Below are 10970 nucleotides of genomic sequence, written 5' to 3' on the forward strand. Positions count from 1 at the left end.
GATCTTTCGTGCCCGCAGCCATACTGACGTATGGCAAGGGAAAGCGACGCTGTATGACGGGAAAAAGACCGCTCAGACAGCGTTCAGCGGTTGTGAAGGGCGGGGCATGTCCGCGTATGCTTCCAGCGCGCAGACAACCTCCTCGTCGATGAGCTCCTCGATGCCGAAGCTGCGGAACAGCTGGTTATAGACGGCGCACCGGGCCCGGATTTCCTCCCGGGTGGCGGGCTGGACGATGGGGTTGATCCAGACGTCGGACAGGAGGACCATGGCCTCCGCCAGGGCCCGGGGATGGGCCGTGCGGATGGAACCGTCGGCAATGCCCTGCCGGACGATGGGCTCCATAAAAACCGGAACGACATCCTCGTAGATGCTGCACATTTCCATGGCCAGAAACTTGGCGTTATCCTTGAGATAGGGCATCATGTTGAAGGTTTTGGCCTGACGCTCCAGCTGTAGAGAGAGTCTGGAGATGGCCCGGAGCTTCTCCAGACCGGTCAGGGTGTCATCGTCCCGGAGGCGGGCCAGCGCCGCGCCGTTCCGCTTGCCGATGCGTTCACAGACGGAGTAGAAAATATCCTCCTTGGAGGCAAAATGATGGTAGATGGCCCCCTTGGACAGGCCCGTTTCATCAAGTATGTCCTGGAGAGAGGTCCGGTCGTAGCCCTTTTCAACGAACAGCCGTTCCGCCGTGTCCAGAATCCTCCGCACCGTCTCCTCCGGGTACTTGTTTCGCGACATGGGGGCACCTCCCGCAAACAAACCAACGGTCTGTTTGTATCCTAGCACGCCCTATGGCCCCTTGTCAAGGAAAAATTTCCGAATACGGGCATCTGTTCGCGGTTTTTTTGCGAGGCGGCCACCGGGAGTTCCGGGGGCTTAGACCGGCGGCTTCGGGAATGGGGTGTGGGCCCCTGGGTCTTCGGAGGCGGGTGCGGCGGTTTTGGGGACGGGGCCCGGCGGCTTCGGGGGCAGGTGCGGGGTCCGGCGGTTTCGGGGGCGGGGTGCGAAGCCTGTCGGGTCCGGGGACCAAAAAACCGGGGCCGAAAAAAAGACCGGGACAGAGCCCGGTCCTTCCGCGATTTCGTGATTTTATGCTTCCGTCGGGAACGAAGCCCTTCCCTCTCTTCCTCCGTTCCCGCGCCTCACCCGTCCAAATCCACAGAGATGTGGTCCGTTCCGTGCTCGTCGAATTCGTCCAGATAGGCGTCGATGCGCTCCATCAGAGCCCCGTAGTTCTCCCGGGTCAGGGGCTCGCCGTCCATGTCCCGCAGGGCCAGCTCCTCCGCCAGAATCTCGTAGAAAACCACATCCTCATAGCTCTCAATGGCCTCGTGGATGCCCCCGTCGGCAAAGGCCCGGGAGGGAATCAGGTCCCCCTCGTACAGCTCCACCAGCTTCCCCATTTTGTGCCGGATGCAGTGGGAGAAGACCAGGCTCTCCACCTGGTCGTATTCTTTGATGCGGTCGTCCTCCCGGGTGGAATTCAGCACCCAGTTCCCTATGTAGACCAGGTCCAGCAGATAGCGGTACTGCTGTTCCGTCAGCTCGATTTTCATGGGCAGGCACCTCCCGGCGGCACGTCTCCCCGGCCAGATTGCTGAAACGCGGGGCGCGTGACTGTGTAATGCCATGATTATATCAGACCCCGCAGAAAAATTCCACATAAAAAAGAGGGCAAAAAGACTAAAATCTGTCTTGCGGCCTGGAGACTCTCATAGTATAATACATAACTCAGAGTGATTCTCTCAGCATGGCGGAGAAAGGAGCGGACAGTATGGCGGATACGCGGCCCATCGGCGTCTTTGACTCCGGACTGGGCGGACTGACGGCGGTACGGGTCCTGCGGCGCATTTTGCCCGAGGAGAACCTGGTATACTTTGGAGATACCGCCCGGGTGCCCTACGGGGGCCGGTCCCGGGAGACGCTTTTGAAATACGCCCGGCAGGACCTGCGGTTTCTCCGGTCCCGGGATCTGAAGGCCGTTCTGGTGGCCTGCGGCACGGTGTCCACCACCTCCCTGGACACCCTCCAGGCGGAAAACGACCTGCCCATTGTGGGAGTGGTGGAGCCCACCTGCCGCCGGGCCCTGGCGGTGACAAAGCGCCGCCGGGTCGGCATGATCGCCACCCTGGCCTCCGTCCGCTCCGGAGCCTACGAGGCCGCCCTGCGGCGGCTGGACCCCCAGGTGGACGTGCTCTGCCGTCCCTGCCCCCTGTTTGTGCCCCTGGTGGAAAACGGGCGCTTTGAGCGGGGGGACGTTGTCATCGAGACGGTGGCCCGGGAATACCTGTCCCCCCTGCTGGAGTGGGGGGCGGACACCCTGATTCTGGGCTGCACCCACTATCCCCTGCTGGAGGACGTCCTGGCGGACATCTGCGGGCCCGGCGTGACCCTGGTCTCCGCCGGGGAGGAATCCGCCTTTGAGCTCAAGCGGCTTCTGACAGCCCGGGGTCTCCGCGCCCCGGATGGACGGCGGGGAGAAGCGGAATACTATGTAAGCGACCAGCCGGAGGACTTCGAGCGGATTGCCTCGGTGTTTCTCCAGGAGCCCGTTCATCACGCGGCACGGAGGATTGACATTGACAAATACTGACACACGGCGGCTGCCCATACTGCTGACCATCCGGTCAGAGCAGCACTTTGAGGACACGGAGCCCGACAGCATGGAGCTGATCACCGACGGCACCATGGAGCTGACGGCGGAAGGCCTGTGCCTGTCCTATCAGGAAACGGAGCTGACGGGGCTGGAGGGCACCACCACCACCTTTGAAATCCGGGGGCCCCAGGTGATTCTCACCCGCTCCGGCAGCGTCAATTCCCAGATGGTGTTTGAGGAGGGGCGGCAGCACACCTCCCTCTACGAAACCCCCTTCGGGGAGCTCTCCATCGACATCCAGACCAGCCGCCTGCGGCACAACCTGACGGAGCAGGGGGGCATCATGGACCTGCGCTATTCCATTTCCGTGGAGCACGCCGCCGCCGGGCGGAACGCCTTTAAAATCCGGGTCCGCCGGCGGCACGAGGACCGCCTCTGACCGCCGGACCAGATCACATCAGAGAAATTACACCAGAAAAGAGGTTTTCAATATGAGGAACTTAATTCAGGACGCCAGAGACCAGGCCGCGGCCCTGGCCATGGCCGCCTACCGGGCCGCCGCCGCGGACGGCACCCTGCCCCAGGCGGACATTCACGCCGCCCCGGTGGAGATTCCCCGGGACGCCTCCAACGGCGACTTCACCACCACCTTCGCCCTGGCGGCCGGAAAGGCCCTGCGCCAGCCCCCCCGGACCATCGCTCAGGCGCTGCTGGACCACATGGACCTCAGCGGGTCTTATTTCGCCTCCGCCGAAATCGCCGGTCCCGGCTTCCTGAACTTCCGGCTGAATCCCAGCTGGTACGGCGCCGTCTGCGCCGCCGTGGAGGCCGAGGGCGGGGACTACGGCACGTCGGAGGACCTGAAGGGCCAGAAAATCATGGTGGAGTTCGTCTCCGCCAACCCCACCGGCCCCATGCACATGGGCAACGCCCGGGGCGGCGTCCTGGGAGACACCCTGGCCGCCTGCCTGGCCGCCTGCGGGGCGGAGGTCAGCCGGGAGTTCTACGTCAACGACGCGGGGCACCAGATCGACAAGTTCGCCCGCTCCATCTACGCCCGCTGCATGCAGGCGAAGCTGGGAGAGGACCGCTGTGCCTTCCCCGAGGACGGCTATCAGGGGGACGACATCCGGGAGCTGGCCCAGGGCTTTTTAGCCAGGGATGAAAACGGAGCCTTTCCGGAGGGGAAGGACGAGGCCGCCTGGATGTCCGCCATGGCAGAATACGGCCTGTCGGTGAACCTGCCCAGGATGAAGGCGGACCTCCGGCGCTATAAAATTGACTACGACACCTGGTTCTACGAGTCCACCCTCCACGACAGCGGCGCGGTGGCGGAGACGGCAGAGCTGCTGACGGCCCGGGGCTGGACCTATGAGAAGGACGGGGCCCTGTGGCTGAAAACCGCCGATATCCTCCGGGAGAATCTCCGCAGGGCCGGGAAGAAGGAGAAGGACATCGAAAAGCTGGACCTGAAGGACGACGTGCTCCGCCGGGCCAACGGGTTCTACACCTATTTCGCCGCGGACATCGCCTATCACCGCAACAAGTTTGAAACCCGGGGCTTCGACCGGGTCATCAACATCTGGGGCGCGGACCACCACGGCCACGTGGCCCGGCTGAAGGGGGCCCTGGACGCCCTGGGTCTGGACGGGTCCGGGAAGCTGGACATCGTGCTGATGCAGCTGGTGAAGCTGCTGCGGGACGGGGAGCTGGTGAAGATGAGCAAGCGCACCGGCAAGGCCATTTCCCTCAGCGACCTGCTGGACGAGGTGCCGGTGGACGCCGCCCGGTGGTTCTTCAACGCCAAGCCGGACACCCAGATGGACTTCGACCTGGGCCTCGCCGTCCGGCAGGACAGCGAAAACCCCATCTATTATGTGGAGTACGCCCACGCCCGCATCTGCTCCCTCATTGAGAAGCTGGCCCAGGAGGGACAGGCCGTGCCCCCGGCGGCGGACATGGCCCTGCTGGACACGGAGGCGGAAAAGGCCCTCATCAAGCAGCTGGCCGCCTGGCCGGACACCGTGCGCTCCGCCGCCAGGGCTTATGACTCCTCCCATGTCAACCGCTATCTGATGGAGCTGGCGGGCTGCTTCCACCGCTTCTACACCGCCTGCCACATCCGCCAGGAGGCCCCGGAGCTGGCCGCCGCCCGGCTGAAGCTGGCGGACAGCGTCCGGTCCGTGCTGAAAACCGGTCTGAAGCTGATCGGCGTGGACGCGCCGGAGCATATGTAAGCGGCCGGAGAAGGAACCCTGAAGCGCCGTCTTGATCAAATTCAGGACGGCGCTTTTCAACTCATGCCCGGCAGAACTCTATCAACCATGTGACAGGAGGCGTCGCCCATGAAGGAGAAAACCGGCCGCCGGGGGGCGCTGCGGGCGGCCTTCCCGGCCACCGTCCCGGTGCTGACGGGATACGGCTGTCTGGGGCTTGCCTACGGCCTGCTGATGGCCGCCGGGGGCTACGGGCCGCTGTGGTCCACGCTGATGAGCGCTGTGGGCTTCGGCGGCAGCATGCAGTACGCCGCCGCGCCCCTGCTGGCCTCCGGCAGCTTCGACCCCCTCCAGGTCTTTCTGCTGACGCTGATGGTCAACGCCCGGCATATTTTCTACGGTCTGTCCATGCTGGAGCGCTATAAGGGTCTGGGCCGGGCCCGGCTCCTACTGGTGTACACCCTCAGCGACGAGACCTTTTCCCTGGTCTCCACCCTGGACCCGCCGGAGGGGGTGTCCCGCCGGGACTTTTTCCTCTGCATCTCGCTGCTGAACTACAGTTACTGGGTGGCGGCCACGGCCCTGGGCGGCGTCCTGGGGAACCTGCTGGCCTTCAACACCCGGGGGCTGGAATTCGCCCTGACGGCGCTGTTCGCGGTGCTGTTTCTGGAGCAGTGGAAGCACCGGGAAAACCGGCGTTCCGGAGGGCTGGGTCTGGCCTGCGCCGCCCTGAGCCTGGCGGTCTTCGGGCCGGAGCGTCTGGTGATTCCCGCCATGGTTCTGATTCTGGCGGCGCTGCTGGGAGGGAGGAAACTGACATGGCTCTGACGCCTTTACAAACCCTTCTCATGATTCTGGCCGTGGCCGCCGGGACACAGATCACCCGGTGGCTCCCCTTCTGGCTCTTCCCGGAAAACCGGCGGCCCCCTGCCTGGACCGCTTGGCTGAGCCGGGTCCTGCCGGCGGCCACCATGGGTCTGCTGGTGGTCTACTGCCTCAAGGACGTCTCGTGGACGGCGTCCCCCTACGGCGCGCCGGAGCTTTTGTCCGTGGCGGCTGTGGCGCTCCTCCACCGCTGGAGGGGCAATGTGCTCCTCTCCATCGCCGGGGGCACCGCCCTTTATATGGTGCTGGTTCAGGCGGTTTTTGTGTAAGGGCAGGTATATTTTTCCTCTTCCCGGATAAACTTTAGAAAAACTGCGGACTTGAAACGGGAGGCGGAGGAGCGGCGATGAAACGGCGGCTGTTGATCTGGGAATTAGGGGGCTTTCTCTGGACGGGGGCGGCGGGAACCCTGCTGCACTTCCTCTACGGCTGGAGCGGCGGGAGCACCTGGGCGGCGGCCCTCTCCCCCGTCAGCGAATCGGTGTGGGAGCATATGAAGCTGCTGTTCGTGCCCCTGTTCCTGTTCACCATTGCGCAGCTCTGCCTGATGGGGCGGACGGAGTCCAACCTTCTGGCCGTCCGGGGCGTCAGCGCCCTGACGGGTCTGGTCCTGATCCCGGTTCTCTACTATACCTACACCGGCGCGCTGGGCCTGCATCTTCTGTGGGCGGATATCGCCATTTTCTTCCTGGCGGACCTGGTCCTCTTCTGGCTGGACTACCGTCTGCTGTCCCGGGGCCGCTGCTTCGCCGGCTGGCAGCAGCTGCTGGGGGCGGCAGCCCTCTGGGCTCTGGCCTTCTGCTTCGTCTGGTGCTCCTTCCGGCCCCCGGCCCTGCCCCTGTGGCAGGAGCCCGATAGGGCGGTGCAGGTCTCCGGGCGATAGGCGGCGGATCTGCGCGTCCGCCTCTGTGCCGTATCCAGGGCAGGTCATCCGGACCCGCAAACAGGAAACAGCCCTGCCCAGGCTGTCGAAAAAGTGTTTTCGACAGCCTGGGCAAGTTTTCAGAACCCGTGGGAAGTTCTGAAAACTTATTGATTGCACATGAAAGACACCCCTGATGGGTTTACCCGTAAAGGGCACGCCGCATCCCTAAGCGGCAGAGCCGCCAAGGGCTGCGCTGTCTTTCATACTATCTTCCTTTCCGTTGTCCAAGTCTGTACTACTTTTTCGAAAAGCTGAGCCCTGCCTTCATCAGGCAGGGCTGTTTTTCAGCCAGCCGGGGCATCCGCCGCCGGGAGCGGGGCGGAGGCGTCCGCCGCCTGCCGGGCGGCGCGGCGCTCCAGATATTCCTCCAGACAGAGGCCGCTGTCCCGGATGTCCAGGGCCGTGGGCCGGCCTACATAGCGGTAATGCCAGGGCTCATAGCCGATGCCGGTTATCTCCCCCTTCTCCAGGGGGTAACGGAGAATAAAGCCGTATTCCCAGCAGTGCTCCATCAGCCACTTCTGTTCCGCCGTCTCCGCCTGGCCCTCGTCCAGGATCTGATAGGACGCCGCCACGATATCCACCGCCAGACCCGTCTGATGCTCGCTGGTGCCGGGGGCCGCCACCCAGCGGGCGGCTTCGGCGGCGGCCTCCTCCGCCGGGCATCCCGCCGCCAGCAGACGGAGAATCTTGTTGTTGTAGAGCCGGGTCTGGGTGGCCTGGGTCCGGTAGGCGGAGCAGACCAGGGGCCGCAGGCCCGCCTTCCGGCAGTCCGCCAGCATCTCCATCAGGTCCTCCCAGGCCCGCCGGTCCACCCGCAGTCCGTTGGGCAGGCTTTTCAGCGCCAGCGTCTCCCGGAAATCCTCCGGCAGCGGGTTCCAGGGATTCACCAGCAGCAGCTGCCAGTCCTCCGCCTCCGGGAATACCGGCTCCGCCGGTTTTTTTGCGCCTTCTTCCGGGGTTTTTCCGTCCTCTGACGGATTTTTTGCGCCTTCTTCCGGGGTTTTTCCGTCCTCTGACGGATTTTTTGCGCCTTCTTCCGGGGTTTTTCCGTCCTCTGACGGATTTTTTGCATTCTCTCCCGGGGTCTTTCCGTCCTGCGGCAGATTTTTTGCGTCTTCTTCCGGAGCCGCCCCGTCCCACGACGGGACGGCCCCCTCCGGGATGGGGACCGCCAGGGCCCCGGCGGTCTCCAGACCTGTCCAGGCGTCGGAGACAGGGGCCTCCGGCAGCTCCGCCGCCTGGACGGCGGCTGTCAGCAGCAGCGGGGCCAGCAGTGTCAGGCCCCATATCCGCGCTGTGTTCCAATTCTTCAGGCTGTTCAACTTTCGTTCCTTTCCCGCCGCCGTGCCGTACCCGTTTTCACAGATCTGTCCGGCGGCTTTACAGGTTCATCATATGCCTGTCCCGCCGCGAAAGCAAGGGCTTTTCTGTGAACGTTTCGGACAAGGGGAGGAAATTCCGGGCGTGCCCGTTTGAAAGACGGTCTGCAGGGGCCTGTCCCGGCCCGGCTCCGGGGGCCCGGCGGTTCCGGAAGACGGGCCCCCGGAAGCGTCCCGCCCGGAGATTGTATGTGTATGCGGGTGCCGGAGCCTTGCGGTCCGGTGCAGGCCGTGCTATGATTGTGACGGCACCAGCCACGAAAGGAGACGCGCCATGAACCCCACTCAGCGGAGATTTTTCCAGCAGCTGGCCCAGATTCAGGAGGCCTGCGTCCAGCGGGCCCTTGCCTGCCCCGGACGCGAGGAGGACAGACTGTATCAGGTCTCATACGAGATGACCGCCGGCATCCTGGAGCTGATCGACGGCTATTCCCCTTTCAGCTCCGACCGCTATGATCTGGTCAACACCGTCACCGGGGAGAGGCTGAAGGAACGGCCCTTCCTTGAGCTCCACGACCACCTGGAGGAATTTCTGCGCTGAGCCCTCCGCCTCAAATGCCCTCAACATCCTGCCAGAGAAGGCATTCCCACCTTGCCAAGCTCCCCTGCTTTATGGTATGATGAGGAAAAAGCGGAGGGGGAGGTGCGTTTATGCCGGAGCTGCTGGACAAGCTGGAGGAATCGGGTCTCTCCCCCCGGGCGGTTCTGGCGTCCCTGGCGGCGCTGCTGCTGGCGCTGATTTTAGTGATACTGGCCTTCCGCCATCTGAAGGGAGGGGCGGGGCCGGAGGAGGTCCCCGGCCAGGAGCCGGAGGCGGAGGCCCCGGTCCTTGTCACCCGGCAGCAGATCGACGCCCTGACCTATGACGACAGCACCCTGGGAACCGTCCGGTGGACCCTGTCCAGGGAGCAGCTGGAGGAGCTGAACCGGGTGCTGCACGAGTACGGCATCACCACGGCGGAGGACATCAGCCAGTTCCTGGCTCAGGCGGCTGTGGAGAGCCTGGGGGGCTCCGCCCTGACGGAGTGGGGGGACGAGGCCTATTTCCAGGACCGGGGCTACACCGCCGGCACCCGGGGCGCGGGCTATCTCCATCTCACCTTCGGATACGGCCAGATGGCCTTTTCCACCTGGCTGATGAAAAAATATATGCCGGAGCTGGCGGACATCACCTATGCCAACCCCGCCAACCACGGCCGGGAGGACATCAGCGCCGCCTATTACGCCGCCCTCCAGACCGCCGCCAACATGGGTCTGGATGTCTCCCGCTACTCCCGGGTAGTCCATGACCGCCGGGACCCCGAAGAGACCGGCTACACCACCGGGGCGGACTACATCGCGGAGGCCTTTGCCTGGGAGAGCGCCGCCTACTTCTGGCACATCTCCGGCGTCAGCAAGGCCTTCCTCAACTTTCCCACGTCCCTGAATACCGACATCGCCTCGGACATCGTGGGCGGCAGCAACTGGCAGTCCCGGCGGGAGGCCTACACCGCCTATTATCCGGTCTTCGCTGCGGAGGAGAAAGCGGCGGCTTAGGGCCTGATCACATAAGCCCACGCGCACGTCTTTTCGGCAAATTTTGCCGCCTGCTTCGTTAAAAATTTTTGCCGTACGCCAGTACGCCTGCAAATTTTTGCCTCGCATTCGGCTAAAATTTGCTCAAAAATCCGCACATGTGGTTTATGTGAACAGGCCCCAGGGGGAAACAGTCTGATGAAGCATGTCATTTTGAGCTGCGGCAGCGGCGGCTTTCTGTATGCCGTGCCGGATGAGGCGGCGGAGCGTCTTTCCGAATACTGTATGGAGTTCTGCACGGATTGGCTTTGGAACAGCCCCCACGCGGAGCAATACCGGCGCACCCGGCGGAACCCCGACGGGACGGCCTTTGCCTATGTCAGCTACACAGAGGCGGATTTCATCGCCTGGCTGAACCGGTGGAAATTTCCGTCCCAGCCCTCTTACCTTGCAGGGCGCTTTGACGGCGATGCGCCGGAGCCGTACCGCGGTTGTCCCAGATTTGACTTTTAGCCAGCCCCGCACCGTTCCATAACAAAGGAAGCGGCAGAGTCCCGAAAGGACTCTGCCGCTTCTGCCGTTCAGTCCGCCGTCAGCACGCCGCTGAGGTCCAGAGGCTTGCCGTCGGACCAGAGACGTTCCAGGGAATAGAACTCCCGGGCCTCCTGGGAGAAGACATGCACCGCCACGCAGCCATAGTCCAGCAACACCCAGGTGCCGTCCCGGTGGCCCTCCCGGTGGAGAGGCTTTTCGCCGGCCTGCTCCTCCATGGCCTTCTCCACCGCGCCGCACAGGGCATTGATCTGGGTGTTGGATGTGCCGCTGGCAATGACGAAGTAATCCGCCAATGTGGTGAGGTCCGTAATCTCGATGGCGCTGATCTCCTTGCCCCGCTTCTCGTCCAGGGCTTTCGCCGCAATGAGGGCCATCTCTTTCGGTGCCAATGACATATGTGTGCCTCCCTTTCTGAATATGATGATATGATGATGGTCTTTTTCTGATGGATGGTTTATTCCTCCGGAGGCGCCCCGATGATGGCAAAGCCGGGATCCTCTGCCGGGGTCTCCGGAACCGCCGGTATTTCCGGAACCTCCGGAACCGCCGGGGGCTCCTGAACGGCGGGCGGCTCCGGGGCAGGCTCCGGCGTGCCGGAGTTTTCGGTCCCGGTTCCCGGGTCCGTCTCATTGGGGTCCCGCCAGGGGTCCGGGTCCACGGTTACGCCGGGGTCCGTCACAGGCGGGACAACCGTAATCCCGCCGCCGGTTCCGCCGCCGCTCCCGGTTCCGCCGGGCTCTCCGCCCTCGCCGGCGGCGGGGTCCGTGACGATGGGCTCGCCGGTCTCCGGGTCAATGGGCAGGCCTGTCTCTGGGTCGATGGGGTTGCCGTTCTCGTCTACGGCGGGCTCCTCTTCCTCCGGCTCCGGTTCGGGTTTGGGCGGCGGCAGAGCC

General features: G+C 64.0%; 13 protein-coding genes and 1 pseudogene. 9 read left to right on the plus strand and 5 right to left on the minus strand.

All coding sequences use genetic code 11. The features are described from left to right. Positions 1-72: 72 nt before the first annotated feature. The gene (locus tag Q0063_RS08680; protein ID WP_297871584.1) at positions 73-741 is read right to left on the minus strand and encodes a TetR/AcrR family transcriptional regulator; all 669 of its coding nucleotides are present in this window, start codon (positions 739-741) and stop codon (positions 73-75) included. Between the two features lie 404 nt (positions 742-1145). Then, on the minus strand, positions 1146-1559 hold the full coding sequence (locus tag Q0063_RS08685; RefSeq protein ID WP_297871585.1) for a hypothetical protein: 414 nt from the start codon (positions 1557-1559) through the stop codon (positions 1146-1148). A 218-nt stretch (positions 1560-1777) separates the two neighbouring features. Here Q0063_RS08685 and murI point away from each other — a divergent pair, with 218 nt between their 5' ends. From murI to Q0063_RS08715, 6 genes are all read left to right on the plus strand, one after another. Further along, positions 1778-2596: a glutamate racemase gene (gene murI, locus Q0063_RS08690; protein WP_297871586.1), complete on the plus strand. Its 819-nt coding sequence runs from the start codon at positions 1778-1780 to the stop codon at positions 2594-2596. After that, positions 2583-3038, plus strand: coding sequence for a DUF1934 domain-containing protein (locus tag Q0063_RS08695; protein WP_297871587.1), 456 nt, complete (start codon positions 2583-2585; stop codon positions 3036-3038). The genes murI and Q0063_RS08695 overlap by 14 nt, the downstream gene beginning before the upstream one ends. 52 nt (positions 3039-3090) lie before the next feature. Continuing rightward, a complete protein-coding gene (gene argS, locus Q0063_RS08700) occupies positions 3091-4836 on the plus strand; it encodes an arginine--tRNA ligase (RefSeq protein ID WP_297871588.1) in 1746 nt (581 codons plus the stop codon). A gap of 108 nt (positions 4837-4944) precedes the next feature. Continuing rightward, the gene (locus Q0063_RS08705) at positions 4945-5643 is read left to right on the plus strand and encodes an AzlC family ABC transporter permease (protein ID WP_297871589.1); all 699 of its coding nucleotides are present in this window, start codon (positions 4945-4947) and stop codon (positions 5641-5643) included. Further along, entirely contained in the window at positions 5634-5969 is a 336-nt protein-coding gene (locus tag Q0063_RS08710) for a branched-chain amino acid transporter permease (RefSeq protein ID WP_297871590.1), read from the plus strand. The genes Q0063_RS08705 and Q0063_RS08710 overlap by 10 nt, the downstream gene beginning before the upstream one ends. Positions 5970-6046: 77 nt before the next feature. Then, the gene (locus Q0063_RS08715; RefSeq protein ID WP_297871591.1) at positions 6047-6583 is read left to right on the plus strand and encodes a DUF6512 family protein; all 537 of its coding nucleotides are present in this window, start codon (positions 6047-6049) and stop codon (positions 6581-6583) included. 326 nt (positions 6584-6909) lie between these two features. On the opposite strand, the gene Q0063_RS08720 is transcribed toward Q0063_RS08715, so the two are convergent. After that, the gene (locus Q0063_RS08720) at positions 6910-7950 is read right to left on the minus strand and encodes a D-alanyl-D-alanine carboxypeptidase family protein (RefSeq protein WP_297871592.1); all 1041 of its coding nucleotides are present in this window, start codon (positions 7948-7950) and stop codon (positions 6910-6912) included. Between the two features lie 331 nt (positions 7951-8281). On the opposite strand from Q0063_RS08720, the gene Q0063_RS08725 reads away from it, so the two are divergent. From Q0063_RS08725 to Q0063_RS08735, 3 genes are all read left to right on the plus strand, one after another. Continuing rightward, complete coding sequence (locus tag Q0063_RS08725; RefSeq protein WP_297871593.1) at positions 8282-8548, plus strand: hypothetical protein; 267 nt, start codon at positions 8282-8284, stop codon at positions 8546-8548. A gap of 110 nt (positions 8549-8658) precedes the next feature. After that, positions 8659-9543: a hypothetical protein gene (locus Q0063_RS08730; RefSeq protein ID WP_297871594.1), complete on the plus strand. Its 885-nt coding sequence runs from the start codon at positions 8659-8661 to the stop codon at positions 9541-9543. Positions 9544-9720: 177 nt separating this feature from the next. Beyond that, the gene (locus Q0063_RS08735) at positions 9721-10035 is read left to right on the plus strand and encodes a hypothetical protein (RefSeq protein ID WP_297871595.1); all 315 of its coding nucleotides are present in this window, start codon (positions 9721-9723) and stop codon (positions 10033-10035) included. A 68-nt stretch (positions 10036-10103) separates the two neighbouring features. Here Q0063_RS08735 and rsfS read toward each other — a convergent pair whose 3' ends face one another. Together rsfS and Q0063_RS08745 are read right to left on the minus strand one after the other, a co-directional pair. Continuing rightward, on the minus strand, positions 10104-10466 hold the full coding sequence (gene rsfS, locus Q0063_RS08740) for a ribosome silencing factor (protein WP_367180349.1): 363 nt from the start codon (positions 10464-10466) through the stop codon (positions 10104-10106). A 65-nt stretch (positions 10467-10531) separates the two neighbouring features. After that, positions 10532-10970, minus strand: a pseudogene (locus Q0063_RS08745) (hypothetical protein); the annotation flags it as partial.

Source organism: uncultured Oscillibacter sp. (genome assembly GCF_947654275.1).
Classification (GTDB): Bacteria; Bacillota; Clostridia; order Oscillospirales; family Oscillospiraceae; genus Oscillibacter.

Coding starts and splice junctions, on each gene's coding strand:
- argS (WP_297871588.1), top strand. CDS start 3,091: ATGAGGAACTTAATTCAGGACGCCAGAGACCAGGCCGCGGCCCTGGCC.
- Q0063_RS08710 (WP_297871590.1), top strand. CDS start 5,634: ATGGCTCTGACGCCTTTACAAACCCTTCTCATGATTCTGGCCGTGGCC.
- Q0063_RS08725 (WP_297871593.1), top strand. CDS start 8,282: ATGAACCCCACTCAGCGGAGATTTTTCCAGCAGCTGGCCCAGATTCAG.
- Q0063_RS08705 (WP_297871589.1), top strand. CDS start 4,945: ATGAAGGAGAAAACCGGCCGCCGGGGGGCGCTGCGGGCGGCCTTCCCG.
- Q0063_RS08730 (WP_297871594.1), top strand. CDS start 8,659: ATGCCGGAGCTGCTGGACAAGCTGGAGGAATCGGGTCTCTCCCCCCGG.
- murI (WP_297871586.1), top strand. CDS start 1,778: ATGGCGGATACGCGGCCCATCGGCGTCTTTGACTCCGGACTGGGCGGA.
- Q0063_RS08685 (WP_297871585.1), bottom strand. CDS start 1,559: ATGAAAATCGAGCTGACGGAACAGCAGTACCGCTATCTGCTGGACCTG.
- Q0063_RS08680 (WP_297871584.1), bottom strand. CDS start 741: ATGTCGCGAAACAAGTACCCGGAGGAGACGGTGCGGAGGATTCTGGAC.
- Q0063_RS08715 (WP_297871591.1), top strand. CDS start 6,047: ATGAAACGGCGGCTGTTGATCTGGGAATTAGGGGGCTTTCTCTGGACG.
- Q0063_RS08735 (WP_297871595.1), top strand. CDS start 9,721: ATGAAGCATGTCATTTTGAGCTGCGGCAGCGGCGGCTTTCTGTATGCC.